Origin of the sequence: Sphingopyxis sp. 22461 (assembly GCF_052044915.1) — a bacterium.
Lineage (GTDB): Bacteria > Pseudomonadota > Alphaproteobacteria > Sphingomonadales > Sphingomonadaceae > Sphingopyxis.
In genome coordinates, this window is sequence record NZ_JBQENY010000003.1 from 231905 (window position 1) to 247620 (window position 15716).

Sequence of the window (15716 nt, forward strand, 5' to 3'; positions counted from 1 at the left end):
GCGCGCCCTTACAGGCGGCCCACCGTACCCGAACCAGGAGCCGGTTCCGAAATGAACCCGATCTTCTGGAAGCCGGCATATTGCATCGTGTAGATCACGCCACCGATGCACTGGTACGGCGTGTTGACGTCGCCGCGGATGTGCACTTCGGGGAAGTTTTCCTCGGTGATATTCTGCGGACCGCCGATATCTTCGAGCAGCTGCTCGAGCTTCTTTTGTCCACGTTCCAGCAACTGCTTGGAATCCACCGGGGTCTGGCCCCAATATACTTCACACGCCGTGCTCTCGGGGTTGGGCTCGCCATCGCCGTCGGTATCAGCCGAACGGATCGAAAGCAGCACATTCTCAGGCTTCGTCGTCGTTACCTCAAACGCCACGTCGGGCAGTTTCAGGTTCACCGTCTCCAGCACCACGGGAACCGTGATGAGGAAGATGATGAGCAACACAAGCATGATGTCCACGAGCGGAGTCGTGTTGATTTCGGACATCGGGGCGTCTTCGCCACCCTTGTCGCCTACACTCATCGCCATAGGATTAGCATCCTGTCACAAAATTTCTGTCACGGACATCGGGACGGCGTGCCTTGAGCCCGCCTTCCCTGTCCAACGGACCCCGCCTTTCGCCACGCGGCGACTCGCCACGCAACGACAAGGCGGGGGTCCAGGAGACCGATCAGGCCTTCTTCGGTGCCGCGGCCGGAGCAGCAGCCTTCGCCGGGGTCAGCGACGCCGGCTTCACCTGGCCGTTCGACATGATCGAGCCGAGCACGTCGTTCGAGAAGGTCGACAGACGGCGGGCAATCGCCTTGTTGCGGCTCTGGAGCCAGTTGAACGCGAGCACCGCGGGAACCGCCACGATCAGACCGATGGCGGTCATGATCAGAGCTTCACCGACCGGACCGGCGACGGTGTCGATCGAAGCCTGGCCCGACGCACCGATCTTCACGAGCGCGCGAAGAATACCGATAACGGTACCGAACAGACCGACGAACGGAGCGGTCGAACCGACGGTCGCGAGGAAGGCGAGGCCCGAGTTCAGCTTCGAGTTGATGTGGTTCTGCGAACGCTCGAGCGTGCCGTGCATCCAGTCGTGGGCTTCGACGGGGTTGGCGAGCTTGTTATGCTCTTCGTTGGCGCGCAGACCGTCTTCGACGACCTGGCGATAGGCGCTGTTCTTTTCGAGCTTCGAAGCGCCGTCGGCGAGCGTCGGGGCGCGCCAGAAATTGGCGTCGACGGCCTTGCCCTGGTTCATCACCTTATTCTGTTCGAACAGCTTGGTGAACAGGATGTAGAGCGTGCCGACGAACATGATCAGCAGGACGAGGAAGGTGACCTGCGAGACGATGCCGCCTTCGCACAGTGCGGGGACGAGACCATAGGGGCTCGCGCCTTCTTCCTTCACGCACATCGCGGCGGGCATCAGGCTGAGCCCCGCTTCGTGGGCCGGTGCTGCCGCAGCGGCGGCATTTGCGATCAGATTAAACATACTGGAAAATCCCTCTCAAAATATTCGATAAGTTCGAAACACAGATCCGGTCGCGCGATCAGCGCGGAATCTGCCAACGGATACGATTGCTGTAGCTGCCGCCCACGGGGTTACCCGCGCGATCCTTGCCCGGATTGAACCGGCCACGGCGCTGGATAAGTTTGCAGGTTTCGGCATCGAGATCGGCATGACCGCTCGACGCGGTCACATCGCACGAGGTGATGCGGCCATCGACGCCATAGGTGACGCGGAACCCGGTGGTGCCTTCACGCTCTTCGCGCATGGCACGGGCCGGATAGTCGTCGTTCGTCGCCCAGCGGCCCGGGTTGCCCTTGGGCGTACCGGCAGCGCTGAGATCAGGCGTCGGCGGCGGCGCCGGCGGTGCCGGCGGCGTATAGACGGGCGGGGGCGGCGTCGGCGGCGCCTTCGGCACCGACTGGACCGTGTTGGTCGTCACCGGCGGCGGAATGGGCGACGGCGGCGTCACAACCGGCGGCGGCGGCGGCAATTTATTGTCCGGCGGCGGCGGCGGCGGGGGTTCCTCCGGCGGCGGCGGCTCTTCTACGTCCACCACATCCAATTTTTCGGCGAGTTTCTTGACGATACTGATATTCAAGCCGTTGACCAGGCCGTAGCCCAGAACCGCTGTAAGCAGACCAACCAAGACAATCGCCACTACCCTGTTTTTAGGGTCGACATTATCACCATAAGCCATTCAGGGACGACGCTCCTTGCTAGATCATCCTGACACCAATTCCCTGCCGGCGGGTTCGGTTGCCAAATGCCCGGATGATTTCCGATGCGTTGTGCGAGACCCGACGGCGCTACGTTCGGCTTATTATGTTTTTGCCGGACGCTTCGCGGCCCGTCCTATCGCGGTGGCGGCACATTCGCAAACCCTTTATCAGCGGTTAATGTGCCTTGTCCCATGATGGGGATTTCAACGCCGATACCGGTGTCATAAACGACGGAAAGTGGAACGATCATGCGCCTCCCCCACCCGGCCGCTATCGCCGGCATTCTCGCCTTAACTCTTGGAATCCCCAGCGTTTCCGCGATGCAGGCGCCCCCGGCCGCCGCCGCGGCCAGTCCGTACAGCTATGCCGATATCGCCGATCTGGCGACCGCGGCGCCGACCGTACTGCACGCGCGTATATATAAGGCCACCGCGCTCAAACCCGAGCGAGCCCCCGGAGTCGCGGCGGGCCACACCCGATTCTATGTCGAGTCCGACGTTGTCAGCCTGATTCGCGGCGCGGGACCGCTCGCGGCGCGAATCTCCTACCTCGTCGACCTGCCCCTCGACGCGAAGGGAAAGCCGGCGAAGCTGAAGAAGAAACAGCCCGTCCTGCTCTTTGCCCGGCCCGTCGCCGGTGCGACGGCAGGCAGCAGCAACACCGGCAGCGTCCAGCTGATCGCGCCCGATGCGCAGCTGCCGTGGGATCCGGCGACCGAGGCGCAATTGCGCGCCGTGCTCACCGAACTGGTCAAGCCCGGCGCGCCGCCGGCGATCACCGGCGTCGCGAACGGCTTCCACGTTCCGGGCACTTTGCCCGGCGAGGGCGAGACGCAGCTGTTCCTCAACACCAGGACCGGAGAGCCCGTGTCGCTGACCATCCTGACCGCTGCCGACGGGTCGCGGCGCTGGGCGGCGGCGTTCGGCGAGATCGTCGACGCGTCGGCGGCGGTGCCACAGCGCAATACGCTCGCCTGGTATCGGCTCGCTTGCGGATTGCCGCGCCAGCTGCCGCTGAGCAAGCTGGCGGGAACCGCCCCCGAGGATCGGCGCAAGGCGGCGTCGGACTATAGTGTCGTCCTCGGCGCGCTCGGCGAATGCACGCGCACGCGCAAGCCGGTGGACTGATTTCTGTTTCTCCGACTGACGTCGGAGGCGGCACCGGCCNCCGGTGCCGCTTTCCATGACCGGATAAAGCTCAGCTTCGGCGCGCCCTAGGCGCGCCGGGCTTGTTTCCATGGCAAAAGCCGATAGGGCGCTCGCAACGGCGGGGCGCGGCTCCGCGTCTATACGGAGCTCCTCGCATGTCGCCCTATTCCGCCCCGACCGCCCCTCGCCCGCCGCTGCGTGTCGCGCTCGCGGGGATTGGCGTCGTCGGCGGCGGCGTGGTGCGGCTGCTCGAGGCGAACCGCGACCTGATCGCGCGCCGCGCCGGGCGCGCGATCGAGATCGTCGCGCTGTCGGCGCGCGACCGGCACAAGGATCGCGGCGTCGACCTGTCGCCCTATCGCTGGGAAGACGATATGGACGCGCTCGTCGCGGCGGACGACGTCGATGTCATCGTCGAGATGATCGGCGGCGCCGACGGCCCGGCGCTGACGCTGGCGCGCCATGCGCTCGGCGCGGGCAAGGCGCTGGTCACCGCGAACAAGGCGATGATCGCGCACCACGGGCTCGACCTCGCGCGGCTCGCCGAAGAGAAAGACACGCCGCTGAAATATGAAGCCGCGGTCGCGGGCGGCATCCCGGTGATCAAGGCGATCCGCGAGGGCGCATCGGCGAACGAGATCGCGCGCGTCTATGGCATCCTCAACGGCACCTGCAATTATATCCTGACGCAGATGGAGCGGAACGGCGCGAGCTTCGCCGATGCGCTCGCCGCGGCGCAGGCCGAGGGTTATGCCGAGGCCGACCCGACCTTCGACGTCGACGGGATCGACGCCGCGCATAAATTGTCGATCCTCGCTGCGCTGTGTTTCGGGACGCGGCTCGATATCGGCGCGGTGACCGCCGACGGGATCCGCGGGCTGATCGCCGCCGACATTCGCGAGGCCGAAGCGCTCGGCCACCGCGTCCGCCTGATCGGCATGGCCGAGCGCGATGCCGCCAAGAACGGGGGCGCCCTCTACCAGCATGTCCAGCCGTGCCTCGTCCCCGCCGATCATCCGCTCGCTTATGTTCCGGGCGCATTGAACGCCGTCGTCGCCGAGGGCAATTTCGTCGGGCGCCTGTTTTTCGAGGGCGCGGGCGCGGGCGCGGGGCCGACGGCGTCGGCGATCGTCGCCGACATCATCGACATCGCGCGCGACGAATATGGCCCCGCCTTTGCGATGCCGGTCGATTCGCTCGACCAGGCACCCGTCGCCGACGCCGGCGCGCGGATCGGCAAACATTATGTCCGTCTGATCGTCGAGGACCGCATCGGCGTGCTCGCCGAGATCGCGACGGCGATGCGCGATGCCGGCGTCTCGATCGAAAGCCTGATCCAGCGCGGCAGCGAGGACGGCAGCGGCGTCGTCATCGTGCTCGTCACCCACGAAGGCCCGGCCAGTACGATCCACGCCGCGCTCGCTATCCTCGCCGCGTCGGACCATGTCGTCGGCGCGCCGATGCATATGCCGATCCTCGCGCTGTAAAGGGCGGTAACGCCGACTTGCAATCGCCCGCCCCGCTGTTAGCCCTGATGAGGGGAAGAGGGGGCGGACATGGATATCGAAATCAGGCAGGGGCTGGCCGAGGCGCGTGCGCTGGCGGCCGAACATTGGCGGGCGCTGCTCGCCTATATCGGGCTGGGCGTGCTGGTGCCGTTCCTGCTGCTGTCGAGCGAGCCGATCTTCAATCTTCGCACCATCATCGCGCTGATGGTCAACACCTATGGCACCTATATCAGCGGCTCGATCACCGGACCGCTTTATCTGCTCGGCATCGTGTCGGTGATCGTCGCGGGCGCGATGTTCGCGGCGTGGAACGCGATCCTCGCCGAGTTTCGCGAAGGCTATATTTCGGAGATCATGTACGGAATGGTCGCAGGCGCGGCGTATCTGATCGTCATTATCCTGCTCTATTTCAGCATCGGCGTAATCGCGACGCTGCCGATCCTGCTCACGATCGGTATCGCCGAGTGGAACGCACTGGCCGGGAGTTTCGTCGACGGGGCCTACCGGCTGGCGCTCGTCGTCCTTGGCACATGGATCGAGGCCCGGCTCTGCCTGACCGGTGCGATCATGGGCGCGGGCGGGCGGCTCAATCCCTTTTCGACTATCGCCGAATCGTGGCGGGCGACCGGGCAGGCGCAATGGCGTCTCTTCGGCTTTTATCTGGCTTTCGGTACAGTCTTCGGCCTCATGCTCGGCGGGCTTATCCTCGTCCACAGCGCGGTCATCTGGAAGAATGCGCAAGCGCCCGGAAGCGCGCTCGAAATCGCCATGAGCTTCGCGTGGATCCTGCTTCTCGCGGCCTATTTTCTGGGGAAGATCCTTGTTGCGGCTGGGTTCCTCCGCGCCGCCGGTCCGCGCCGCGCAGCGGCGGAAGTCTTCGCCTAGGGCTCGGGCTCTTCGGGGGTCGGCGGCGTGCCCGTTTCGGGATCAGTCGCACGCTTCACCGCTTCGTAGAGCGCATTATATTCGGGGCCCGGTTTGTAGCGCCCGCCGAGCGACATCCAATTGTACGGCAGCTTGTCGAGCGTCATCGCCTGCGCCTCGGCGCGCGGCAGCTTCGGCGGCGCCTCGCGGCCCTCCTTCGCGATCGCGCGCAGTTCGGGCGACAGGCGGTGCAGATCGGTGTCGGAGCCGCACACATTGATCGAACCGTCGTCGGCGGGTTTGCAGCGCTTGATCGGGTCGACCATTTCCTTTGCCTTCGCGGCGGCGCTTTCGGCATCGCGCGGCGGCGGCGGCGCGGGTGGTCCCTGCGTCTGCGCCGCGGCGGGTGCCACCGCCGTCATCGCGATGACACAGCTCATGGCGAAAGCGGCACCGAATCGGGCGAAGTATTCTCGACAAGCGGCGCGGGCGACCATATGGCGCCCACCATGCCCACGCGGCGGAACAAGTAAAGACGGAGAGTGGCCGACATGACGAATAGCAGCAACCTCGACCGGGTGCTCGTGCTCGAGATGGTGCGCGTCACCGAAGCCGCGGCGATCGCCGCCGCGAAGCTGATCGGCCGCGGCGACGAGAAAGCCGCCGACGCCGCCGCGGTCGAGGCGATGCGCACCGCGTTCAACACGCTCTATATGGACGGCACGATCGTCATCGGCGAAGGCGAGCGCGACGAGGCGCCGATGCTCTATATCGGCGAAAAGGTCGGCAACGCGCCGGGCAAGGGTCCGAAGATCGACATCGCGGTCGACCCGCTCGAAGGCACGACGATCACCGCCAAGGCCGGCCCCAACGCGCTCGCGGTGCTCGCGATCGCCGAGGAAGGCTGCCTGCTCAACGCCCCCGACGTCTATATGGACAAGCTCGCGGTCGGCGCGGGCTATTCGCCCGGCATCGTCAATTTCGACAATAGCGTGCGCGAGAATGTCGAAGCCGTCGCGCGCGAAAAGGGCTGCAAGCCCGAACAGATCATCGTCTGCGTGCTCGACCGCCCGCGCCACGAAGCGATCATCACCGAGCTGCGCGCGATCGGCTGCGGCGTCGCGCTGATCCCCGACGGCGACGTCGCCGGCGTGATCGCGACGACCAACCCCGACACCAATATCGACATCTATATGGGGTCGGGCGGCGCCCCCGAGGGCGTGCTCGCCGCCGCGGCGCTGCGCTGCGTCGGCGGCCAGTTCAAGGGCCGCCTCTTGTTCCGCAACGACGACGAGCGGCTGCGCGCGAAGAAATGGGGCATCGAGGACCTCGACCGCGTTTACGACCTCGAAGACCTTGCCAAGGGCGACGTGATCTTTGCCGCCACGGGCGTCACCGACGGATCGCTGCTGCGCGGCGTCAAGCGCCGCCGCAACGGCGTGATGACCACCGAGACGGTGGTGATGCGCGCCTCGTCGGGCACGGTGCGCTGGGTGAAGGGCGAGCATCGCTCGCACTGACCGCGAAACCGGCGGACGGAGGGCCGCTGCCGACCGTCACCATTCGTCGCCCCTGCCAAGGCGGGGGCGACGGTATTGCTACGCGGCCCGCGTCAGCTTTTCGCCCGGCCTTGCGCGGGGAGCTGCCATCAATTCCCGGCGGTCAGGCCGGGAATATATAATGCAGCAATCTTATCGACGAATTTCTCGGGCGAAGCGCCCATCAGATTGGTCAGAACGACAATAGAGAGATCGTCACCGGGATAGATGAATATGGCGGCGCGGGCTCCGCCGACGGGCGTGATGGCCGGATGATCGGCACGCCGAGCCGAGGGCCAACCCAATCCATAGCCATTTACGGGCGAGCCAAAGCCGCGATACGTGCCGTCCGCTTGCGGCTGCGGCTTCCAAAGCTGCTGCAGGCCGTCCTTGCTGACAAGCTTCTGCTTTTGCAGAGCGATGACCCACTTTGCCAAATCGGTGGACGTCGTTCGGACACCCCCGGCCGGGAATAGAATTTCCGTCCACGGTTCATGCCGCGCGAACGGCACCTCGCTTCGTTCGGCGCCGACGGTCTTCATTCCCTCGATCCGCAGCGTCAGATGCGTATAGAGCGCCGCCGCGTGGGGCCCGGCTTTGGCGCCGGTAACATCGGCAAAGCGCGTGCGCTTCATCCCCACGGCATCGAACTGCCGATCGCGCACGAAATCGGCGTAGGATTTCCCCGTGATCTTCTCGATAATCTTCCCCATCACGACATAGTTGGTCTGGGTATAGGCGAATTTCGTACCGGGCGATGATCTCAGGGGAAGCTCCTGCACCTTTGCCCAGGCGGCATCGGGTTCGGCGCCATCGATCAGGCGCAGATTGTCATCCGAAATCTCGGCCAGGCCCGACATGTGGGTCAGGATATTCCGAACGGTAATGCCGCTCCACGTCGCGGGAAGCGTTTCGAGATAGGTCGTAACAGGCGCATCGAGATCCAGTTTGCCCGCCTCGACGAGCTGCATCGCCGCGACGCCGGCAACGGCCTTGCTGATCGAGTTGATCGGAAAGGTGGTTTGTTCGGTGACGGGGGTCGATGCCTCGACATTGGCCTGACCATAGGCGCCGGTGAACAGGATCTTGCCCTGCCGCACGACCGTCAACTGGAGCCCCGGAATGCCGCGCGAGCTCATCTCGCTTTGGACCAGCTGTTCAATGGCTGCCTTGTTTTCAGCCTCCGCTACAGACGCTGAGCGGGCACTCACACTATCACCAAGCCCGCCCATGACCGCAATCAGGCCGATTGCGGCAGAAATTCTATTCAGCATTATTTGATGGTCCTAAAGCTTGAGGAGTATATCAAGTACGTTTTTCTCGCCGTATCAATACACTGTCGGAGGCGTCAAGCTCCGGCAATAAACGAGAAAAAGTTGTTCAAAATATTCCCGCCGCCAATCCTTCGGCGAGTGCCGCGCCGAGGTCGCGCGCTTCGGCGAGGCGATCCGCGGCTATCGTCTTGGCCGCAAGGATCGCTTCGGGCGTCTGCGCATCGGTGTTGACGATGACATGATCCGCCACCCGCTTCAGCCGCCACCCGGTCGCGATCCGGTCGAGCTGACGCTGCGCGTTTTCGCCGTCGGACCCCGCGCAGATGATCGTCGCATAGGGGCGGCCCTCAAGCTTCCCGAGACACGGATAATAGCAGCGGTCGAACATCTCCTTCATCGCACCCGACAGCGCGGCGAGATTTTCGGGGCCGACAAACAGATAGCCGCCGGCGGCGTGGAGATCGTCGGGCGTGACATCGGCCGCGGCGATAAGCCTTGCCGCCGTACCGGCACCTTCGGCCGCGGCACGCGCGAGCGCCTCGCTGCCACCGGTGCGGCTGTGCCAGGCGATCAGGAGGTGCGGTGCGTCGGTCATGGGCCGATGCTTGCCAAGCACCGGCACGCGGCGCAAGCTGCCCGAAACATAGGGGAGACATGACATGCGCCGACTGACCGCCCTGCTGCTTGCCGGGACCCTGCCCTTCGCCGCCACCGCGCAGGATGCCGCGAGCGAGGCGACGCGCACCGCGCAAGCGGAGATCGCCAAGCGCCTGCCACTCGATGATCCGCGCGACGAGGCCAATGTGCTGCGCGGCAAGCTCGCCGAAATTCCGGGCGGCGTGATTTTGGGCAAGGACGGCAAGACGGTGTGGGACCGGCGGCCTTACGCCTTCCTCGACGCCAAGGCGGCGCCCGATACGGTAAACCCGTCGCTGTGGCGGCAGGCGCGGCTGAATGCGGTGCATGGGTTGTTCGAGGTCGTGCCGGGCAAGATCTGGCAGGTCCGTGGTTACGATATTTCGGTGATGACGATCATCCGCGGCAAGACCGGATGGATCGTCGTCGATCCCTTGCTGTCCGAAGAAGCCGCGGCGGCGAGCTGGAAGCTGTTCGCCGACACGGTCGAGGCGAAGTCGGGCAGGCTGCCGGTCAAGGCGGTGATCTTCAGCCACAGCCACAGCGACCATTTCGGCGGCGTCGGCGGCATCGTCACCCCCGAACAGGTCAAGCGCGAGAAGATCCGCATCATCGCGCCGCACGGCTTTTCGGAGGAAGCGACGTCGGAGAATGTCCTTGCCGGCACCGCGATGGGACGCCGCGCGCTCTATATGTTCGGGTCGATCCTCGCCCCCGGGGCCGCGGGCCAGGTCGACACCGGGCTGGGGCCGAAGCTGTCGTCGGGCACCATCGGATATATGGAGCCGACCGAGAGCGTCGCCGCGACGGGCGGCACGCTGACGATCGACGGGCTGGCGTTCGAATTCCTCGATGCGGGCGGCACCGAGGCGCCGTCGGAGTTCGTCTTTTATATCCCCGCGTATAAAGCACTGCACACGACCGAGGTCGTCACGCACACGCTGCACAATGTGCTCACGCTGCGCGGCGCGCAGGTGCGCGATGCGCTGCACTGGTCGAAGGTGATCGACGCCGCGCTCGTCCGCTGGGGCGGCAAGGCCGAGGTCGCGCTGGCGTCGCATCACTGGCCGACATGGGGCGCGGGCGAGGTGAGCAGCCTGCTCGCCAACCAGCGCGACGCTTATCGTTATGTCCACGACCGCACTCTGTTTCTCGCCAATCGCGGCGCGACGCTGCACGAACTCGCCGACCAGACCGCCGAGGCGCCGGTGCAGGGCAAGGATTTCTCGACCCGCAATTATTATGGCACGCTCAACCACGACATGAAGGCGACGTACCAGCGCTATTTCGGCTGGTGGGACGGCAATCCGGCGAATTTCAACCCGCTGCCGCCCGAGCAATCGGCGCCCAAATATGTCGCGCTTGCGGGCGGTGCCGACAAGCTGCTCGCGGCGGGCAGGGCGGCAATCAAGGCTGGCGATTATCGCTGGGCGGCCGAGCTGTTGAACAAGCTGGTGTTTGCCGAGCCCGACAACAGGGACGCGCGCGCGGCGCTCGCCTCGGCCTATGACCAGATGGGGTATCAGGCCGAGTCAGGCGCGTGGCGCAACTATTATCTCGCCGCCGCCGCGACGCTGCGCGGCAATGCGGTTCCGGGCGCGACGAGCAATGGCCAAAGCCGGTCGTTCGTCAGCGCAATCCCGACCGCGGTGTTTTTCGACGCGCTCGCGACGCGCTTCGACGCCGCGAAAGCGAGCGCAGTCAAAGGCACGTTCCAGTTCAACCTGCCCGACAGCAAGGAAACGGTCGCGATCGTCGTCGGCGGCGGGGTCGAGGTGCCGCGGTACGGCCTGACCGACCCCGCGCCCACCGCGACGATCACGATAAACCGGACGACGCTCGACGATGTGATGCTGGGGCAGGCGCAGTTTCCGGCGCTGCTCCAGTCGGGCGCGATCAAGATCGACGGCGACCGTGCGGCGTTCCTGTCGTGGTTCGCGCTCCACCCGCCCGCCGACCCGCGCTTCAATGTGGTTGTGCCATAGGGCCGCCACCGACTATCGGAGGAATATGACCGACACCCCCGCGCACCCGACCGACCCCTTTGACGCAGAGGCGCTCAATGCCACCGAGGGGCTCGATCCGGTCAATCCCGCCTATGCGCAGGTGCTGCGCATCGCGACCGCGCTCAACCTGATCCCGCTCGCGATCGGCGCGAGCGTGTTCGACGCGCTGCTGATCCGCCATATCGAGGGACCGTACGGGCTGATCACCGCCGCCGCGTGGGTGATCGCGGCGATCGTGATCGTCAGCTTTCCTTCGCGCCGCGTGTCGCGCTGGGGGTACAAGATCGGCGAGGGACAGCTACGCGTCGCGCGCGGCTGGCTGTTCCGCACCGATACGATCGTCCCCTTTGTGCGCGTCCAGCATATCGACGTCGGGCAGGGGCCGATCGAGCGCTGGTTCGGGCTGTCGCACCTGATCGTCCACACCTCGGGCACGCACAACAGCACGGTGACGCTGCCCGGGCTCCACGCTGACCTGGCGGCCGCGATGCGCGAGACGATCCGCCGTCATATCCAGACCGACTTCGCATGAGCGACGCCGCGGCAGCGCGCGCCGCCACCCCCTCAACCGATTTTGGGGACGAGCCGGACTGGCAGCGGCTGCACCCCGCGACGCTCGCGCTCGCCATCGTCAAGCTCGGGCCACGCTCGCTCAACTTCCTGCCCGCGGTGGCCGCATTGGGGTTCACCGGCAACTGGGTGTATATCGTGCCCGCGATCGGCGCTTTTCTGCTCTTCTCGCTGCTCGCAGCGTGGTTCCAGTGGCTGCGCTTCCGCTTTCTCGTCGGCGACGACGAGGTCGTGATCGAAAGCGGCGTTTTCGCGCGCCAGCATCGCACCATCCCCTTCGACCGCATCCAAGACGTCAGCATCGAGCAGGGGCTGGTCTCGCGCGCGCTCGGCATCGCCAAGGTCGGGTTCGAGACCGGCGCGGGCGGCAAGGAGAATGACGCAAGCCTCGACGCGATTGCGCTCGATTCGGCGCAGGCGCTGCGCACAACGATCCGCGCGCATCGCAGCGGCGAGGCGGCGGCGCCCGTCGTAGCCGATGCGCCCGAGGCACCGCCCGCGACCGAGGACCGGTTGCTCTTTGCGATGGGGCCGCGCCAGTTGCTGCTCGCGGGGCTGTTCAACTTCTCGCTCGCCGCGCTCGCGGTGGTCGGCGCGGGCATGCAGTTTTTCGACGGGCTGCTGCCGTTCGATTTCAACGTCTTCGACCCCCGGGACTGGATCGATATCGCCGAGGATTACGGGCTCGACCAGTGGGTGATCGCGCATCGCTGGGTCGCGGGCGTCGGCGCGGCCATCTCGCTCCTCTTCATCGGTTTTGCGAGCGGGATCGCGACGATGTTTTTCGCCAACTGGGGTTTCCGCCTGACGCGCGAGCCGCGCGCGCTGCGCCGCACCCGCGGCCTCACGACGCGTACCGACGTCGCGGTGCCGGTGAAGCGCGTGCAGGCGGCGATCCTCGTCACCGGCTGGTTCCGCCAGCGCTTCGGCTGGCACGAACTCCGGCTGCAAAGCCTGGCGAGCGACGGCGGGAAGGAAAATGACCATCAGGTCGTTCCCTTTGCGAAGCTCGATGTGATCGACCCGGTGCTGGACGAGGTCGCGATCCGGCGCCCCGATGCCGGCCAATCGTGGCAGCGCAGCCACGGCATCGTCGCGCTCGGCGGGCTGATCGGTGCCGTCGGCGCAACCATTGGCGGCCTTGTCGCCGTTTCATTCGGGCAGAATCTCGGCTGGTTCGGTCCGGCCCTGGGGCTGCTCATCGGTGCCGGATCCTTGTTCGGCGCGCGCTTCCATCGCTGGGCCGACCTTGGCGAGCAGGTCGCGATCCGGCGCGGGGCGTGGAAACCCAAGACGACGCTGCTGCCGCACGCCTCGGTGCAGAGCGTCGACCTCAAGAGCGACTTCATCCTCCGCCCGCTCGGCCTTGCGACTTTGGTGTTCGGCGTCCCCGGCGGCAGTTCGCTTGGCGCGCACGAGATCCCAGCGATCCCGCTGGCCGCCGCACAGGACCTGCGCACCCGCATCCTCGCCGCGAGGGCGCGGTCATGAGCGAAACGGCGCTGGGGATTACGCACTCGATCAAGGGCCAGCCGTGGCACTGGCGGCGCGCGAGCGCCGACATGGCGTCCGAAAATCTCGCGCCCGACGATCTCGTCACGCAATTGCTGCTCGCGCGCGGGGTGACGCGCGACGACCTCGATCGCCAGCGCACGCCGACCTTGCGCGGATTCATGCCCGACCCGTCGCTGTTCCGCGACATGGACGCCGCCGCCGCGCGGCTCGCCGACGCGGTCGAGCGCAAGGAGGCGGTGACGATCTTCGGCGATTATGACGTCGACGGCGCGACCTCAGCCGCCCTGCTCGTCCGGCTGCTGCGCGGGCTGGGGCTGCCCGCGGGCGCCTATATCCCCGACCGGTTGATGGAAGGTTATGGCCCCTCGGGCGCGGCGCTCGTCAAGATCGGCGAGGCGGGCTCGAAGCTCGTCGTCACCGTCGATTGCGGCGCGCAGGCGTTCGACGCGATCGCCGAGGCCAAAGCGGCGGGGGTCGAGGTGATCGTTGTCGACCATCACCAATGCGCGACGACGCTGCCCGCGGCCTTCGCGCTGGTGAACCCCAACCGGCTCGACGAAGAGCCCGACGCCGCGACCCACGGCAATCTCGCCGCGGTCGGGGTCGCCTTCCTGCTCGGCGCCGCGCTACTCCGCACGCTGCGCGCGCGCGGATTTTTCGCGACGCGCGACGAGCCCGCGCTGATCGACCTGCTCGACCTCGTCGCGCTCGGCACCGTCGCCGACGTTGCGCGGCTCACCGGCTTCAACCGCGCGCTCGTGACGCAGGGGCTGAAGGTGATGGCGCGGCGCGGTAACACCGGCCTCGCCGCGCTGATGGACGCCGCGCGCCTCACCAAGCCGCCGAGCGCGAGCGACATGGGCTTTGCGCTCGGCCCGCGCATCAACGCCGGCGGGCGCGTCGGCAAATCCGATCTCGGCGTGCGCTTGCTCACGACATCGGACCCGCAGGAAGCCGCCGACATCGCGGTCGAACTCAACCGGCTGAACGAGGAACGCCGCGCGATCGAGGCCGCGGTGCTCGAACAGGCGATCGATGCGAGCGCGGCGTGCGGCAATGCGCCCGTCGCGATCGTCGCGGGGCAGGGCTGGCACCCCGGGGTGATCGGCATCGTCGCCGGGCGCCTGAAAGAACGGCTGCACCGCCCCGCGATCGTCATCGCGCTCGACGAGGATGGCGTCGGCAAGGGGTCGGGCCGCTCGATCAGCGGCGTCGACCTTGGCGCCGCGATCCTCGCCGCGAAGGAGACGGGGCTGCTCGTCGCGGGCGGCGGGCATGCGATGGCGGCCGGGCTGACCGTGACGGCGGACAAGGTCGACGCGCTCGGCGCTTATTTGAACGACCGGCTCGCCGCCGATGTCGAGCGCGCGAGCGGCGACAAGTCGCTGCTCATTGACGCGGTGCTCGCGCCGCGCGGGATCAACCCGCTCTGGTGCGACGCAATCGAGAGCGCGGGACCTTACGGCGCCGGATGGCCCGCGCCGCGCGTCGCGACCGGGCCGGTGCGGATCGTCGAATCGGGGATCGTCGGCACCGACCATGTCCGCCTGATCGTGTCGGGCGACGACGGCGCGCGCTTCAAGGCGGTCGCGTTCCGCAGCGCCGAGACCGAGCTGGGTCAGGCGTTGCTCCACGCACGCGGCAGCCGCAAACTATGGCTTGCGGGCCGCGCGAAACGCGACGACTGGGGCAGCCGGCCGGCCGCCGAACTCCACCTCGAAGACGCGGCCTGGGCCGACTGAAGGCACGAAGGGAAGAGCGACGATGTACAGCCACATCACAATCGGCATCGAAGATTTCGCCCGCGCCGAACCCTTTTACGACGCGATCATGGCGGTGCTCGGGCATCCCGGATTCGTGCGGCAGAGCGAAGGCAAGGGCTATGGCACGCCGACCGGCCCCAAGGTCTTCGTCGGCCCGGCCTTCAATGGCGAACCGGTGTCGGTCGGCAATGGCACCCATATCGCCTTCATCGCCGCCGACCGGGCGACGGTCGATGCCTTTCATGCCGCGGCGCTTGCCAATGGCGGCAGCGACGAGGGCGCGCCGGGGCTCCGCCCCCATTATCACGCCAACTATTACGGCGCCTATGTCCGCGATCCGGAGGGCAACAAGCTGCAGGCGGTATGCCATTCGCGGCACGGTTAAATTAGCGCCGATTGAGTCCTTGACCGGGGGAACACGCACGGCTAATGCGCCGCTTCACCGATCAGACGGCCCCTTCGTCTAGCGGTCTAGGACGTCGCCCTTTCACGGCGAAAACACGGGTTCGAGTCCCGTAGGGGTCACCATCGGGCACGGGAGCGGTCGGCTCCCCTTTCCGCAAATTTTCCGACCCATAAGGCCCCTTCGTCTAGCGGTCAGGACGCGGCCCTCTCACGGCTGAAACACGGGTTCGATTCCCGTAGGGGTCACCAGCGGCAAGGCGCTCGGTC

Annotated in this window: 15 protein-coding genes and 2 tRNA genes; 11 read left to right on the forward strand and 6 right to left on the reverse strand. The window is 66.5% G+C overall.

The window, feature by feature from the left end; all coding sequences use genetic code 11:
* Window positions 1-8 precede the first annotated feature (8 nt).
* From ACTJI5_RS06015 to ACTJI5_RS06025, 3 genes are all read right to left on the reverse strand, one after another.
* Window positions 9-530, reverse strand: a complete 522-nt coding sequence (locus ACTJI5_RS06015) for an ExbD/TolR family protein (RefSeq protein WP_037517271.1) — start codon at window positions 528-530, stop codon at window positions 9-11.
* A 142-nt stretch (window positions 531-672) separates the two neighbouring features.
* The gene (locus ACTJI5_RS06020) at window positions 673-1485 is read right to left on the reverse strand and encodes a MotA/TolQ/ExbB proton channel family protein (RefSeq protein ID WP_197411515.1); all 813 of its coding nucleotides are present in this window, start codon (window positions 1483-1485) and stop codon (window positions 673-675) included.
* A gap of 58 nt (window positions 1486-1543) precedes the next feature.
* Window positions 1544-2200, reverse strand: coding sequence for an energy transducer TonB (locus tag ACTJI5_RS06025; RefSeq protein WP_058539196.1), 657 nt, complete (start codon window positions 2198-2200; stop codon window positions 1544-1546).
* 270 nt (window positions 2201-2470) lie between these two features.
* Between ACTJI5_RS06025 and ACTJI5_RS06030 the strand changes: the two genes are divergently transcribed.
* The 3 genes from ACTJI5_RS06030 (at window position 2471) to ACTJI5_RS06040 (ending at window position 5763) form a co-directional block, all read left to right on the forward strand.
* On the forward strand, window positions 2471-3349 hold the full coding sequence (locus ACTJI5_RS06030; RefSeq protein WP_440859695.1) for a hypothetical protein: 879 nt from the start codon (window positions 2471-2473) through the stop codon (window positions 3347-3349).
* Between the two features lie 176 nt (window positions 3350-3525).
* Window positions 3526-4857: a homoserine dehydrogenase gene (locus ACTJI5_RS06035; RefSeq protein ID WP_310250405.1), complete on the forward strand. Its 1332-nt coding sequence runs from the start codon at window positions 3526-3528 to the stop codon at window positions 4855-4857.
* Between the two features lie 69 nt (window positions 4858-4926).
* Entirely contained in the window at window positions 4927-5763 is an 837-nt protein-coding gene (locus ACTJI5_RS06040) for a hypothetical protein (protein ID WP_440859696.1), read from the forward strand.
* On the opposite strand, the gene ACTJI5_RS06045 is transcribed toward ACTJI5_RS06040, so the two are convergent.
* Window positions 5760-6182 (reverse strand): hypothetical protein, encoded by a 423-nt coding sequence (locus ACTJI5_RS06045; protein ID WP_440859697.1) that lies wholly within the window; start codon window positions 6180-6182, stop codon window positions 5760-5762. The two genes, ACTJI5_RS06040 and ACTJI5_RS06045, sit on opposite strands and share 4 nt — an antisense overlap.
* A gap of 111 nt (window positions 6183-6293) precedes the next feature.
* Between ACTJI5_RS06045 and glpX the strand changes: the two genes are divergently transcribed.
* Window positions 6294-7262 carry a class II fructose-bisphosphatase gene (glpX, locus tag ACTJI5_RS06050; protein WP_440859698.1) on the forward strand — a complete coding sequence of 323 codons (969 nt, stop codon included), beginning with the start codon at window positions 6294-6296 and terminating at the stop codon, window positions 7260-7262.
* 128 nt (window positions 7263-7390) lie between these two features.
* On the opposite strand, the gene ACTJI5_RS06055 is transcribed toward glpX, so the two are convergent.
* Both ACTJI5_RS06055 and ACTJI5_RS06060 read right to left on the reverse strand, forming a co-directional pair.
* A complete protein-coding gene (locus tag ACTJI5_RS06055) occupies window positions 7391-8554 on the reverse strand; it encodes a serine hydrolase domain-containing protein (RefSeq protein ID WP_440859699.1) in 1164 nt (387 codons plus the stop codon).
* A gap of 106 nt (window positions 8555-8660) precedes the next feature.
* Window positions 8661-9149, reverse strand: coding sequence for an NAD(P)H-dependent oxidoreductase (locus ACTJI5_RS06060; RefSeq protein ID WP_440859700.1), 489 nt, complete (start codon window positions 9147-9149; stop codon window positions 8661-8663).
* Window positions 9150-9213: 64 nt separating this feature from the next.
* Here ACTJI5_RS06060 and ACTJI5_RS06065 point away from each other — a divergent pair, with 64 nt between their 5' ends.
* The 7 genes from ACTJI5_RS06065 (at window position 9214) to ACTJI5_RS06095 (ending at window position 15698) form a co-directional block, all read left to right on the forward strand.
* Entirely contained in the window at window positions 9214-11175 is a 1962-nt protein-coding gene (locus ACTJI5_RS06065) for an alkyl/aryl-sulfatase (RefSeq protein WP_440859701.1), read from the forward strand.
* A gap of 25 nt (window positions 11176-11200) precedes the next feature.
* A complete protein-coding gene (locus ACTJI5_RS06070; protein WP_440859702.1) occupies window positions 11201-11728 on the forward strand; it encodes a PH domain-containing protein in 528 nt (175 codons plus the stop codon).
* Window positions 11725-13257, forward strand: a complete 1533-nt coding sequence (locus tag ACTJI5_RS06075) for a PH domain-containing protein (protein ID WP_440859703.1) — start codon at window positions 11725-11727, stop codon at window positions 13255-13257. Before ACTJI5_RS06070 ends, ACTJI5_RS06075 begins: the two co-directional genes overlap by 4 nt.
* Window positions 13254-15023, forward strand: a complete 1770-nt coding sequence (gene recJ / locus ACTJI5_RS06080; RefSeq protein ID WP_440859704.1) for a single-stranded-DNA-specific exonuclease RecJ — start codon at window positions 13254-13256, stop codon at window positions 15021-15023. Before ACTJI5_RS06075 ends, recJ begins: the two co-directional genes overlap by 4 nt.
* A gap of 22 nt (window positions 15024-15045) precedes the next feature.
* Entirely contained in the window at window positions 15046-15429 is a 384-nt protein-coding gene (locus ACTJI5_RS06085) for a VOC family protein (RefSeq protein WP_440859705.1), read from the forward strand.
* 67 nt (window positions 15430-15496) lie between these two features.
* Window positions 15497-15572: transfer RNA gene (locus ACTJI5_RS06090), tRNA-Glu, on the forward strand.
* A 51-nt stretch (window positions 15573-15623) separates the two neighbouring features.
* Window positions 15624-15698: transfer RNA gene (locus tag ACTJI5_RS06095), tRNA-Glu, on the forward strand.
* The last annotated feature ends 18 nt before the right edge of the window (window positions 15699-15716 follow it).

Bases quoted from the DNA above. Each gene is read 5' to 3' on its own strand.
- recJ (WP_440859704.1), top strand. From the start codon at position 13,254: ATGAGCGAAACGGCGCTGGGGATTACGCACTCGATCAAGGGCCAGCCG.
- glpX (WP_440859698.1), top strand. From the start codon at position 6,294: ATGACGAATAGCAGCAACCTCGACCGGGTGCTCGTGCTCGAGATGGTG.
- ACTJI5_RS06075 (WP_440859703.1), top strand. From the start codon at position 11,725: ATGAGCGACGCCGCGGCAGCGCGCGCCGCCACCCCCTCAACCGATTTT.
- ACTJI5_RS06040 (WP_440859696.1), top strand. From the start codon at position 4,927: ATGGATATCGAAATCAGGCAGGGGCTGGCCGAGGCGCGTGCGCTGGCG.
- ACTJI5_RS06035 (WP_310250405.1), top strand. From the start codon at position 3,526: ATGTCGCCCTATTCCGCCCCGACCGCCCCTCGCCCGCCGCTGCGTGTC.
- ACTJI5_RS06045 (WP_440859697.1), bottom strand. From the start codon at position 6,182: ATGAGCTGTGTCATCGCGATGACGGCGGTGGCACCCGCCGCGGCGCAG.
- ACTJI5_RS06015 (WP_037517271.1), bottom strand. From the start codon at position 530: ATGGCGATGAGTGTAGGCGACAAGGGTGGCGAAGACGCCCCGATGTCC.
- ACTJI5_RS06055 (WP_440859699.1), bottom strand. From the start codon at position 8,554: ATGCTGAATAGAATTTCTGCCGCAATCGGCCTGATTGCGGTCATGGGC.
- ACTJI5_RS06025 (WP_058539196.1), bottom strand. From the start codon at position 2,200: ATGGCTTATGGTGATAATGTCGACCCTAAAAACAGGGTAGTGGCGATT.
- ACTJI5_RS06065 (WP_440859701.1), top strand. From the start codon at position 9,214: ATGCGCCGACTGACCGCCCTGCTGCTTGCCGGGACCCTGCCCTTCGCC.
- ACTJI5_RS06030 (WP_440859695.1), top strand. From the start codon at position 2,471: ATGCGCCTCCCCCACCCGGCCGCTATCGCCGGCATTCTCGCCTTAACT.
- ACTJI5_RS06085 (WP_440859705.1), top strand. From the start codon at position 15,046: ATGTACAGCCACATCACAATCGGCATCGAAGATTTCGCCCGCGCCGAA.
- ACTJI5_RS06070 (WP_440859702.1), top strand. From the start codon at position 11,201: ATGACCGACACCCCCGCGCACCCGACCGACCCCTTTGACGCAGAGGCG.
- ACTJI5_RS06020 (WP_197411515.1), bottom strand. From the start codon at position 1,485: ATGTTTAATCTGATCGCAAATGCCGCCGCTGCGGCAGCACCGGCCCAC.
- ACTJI5_RS06060 (WP_440859700.1), bottom strand. From the start codon at position 9,149: ATGACCGACGCACCGCACCTCCTGATCGCCTGGCACAGCCGCACCGGT.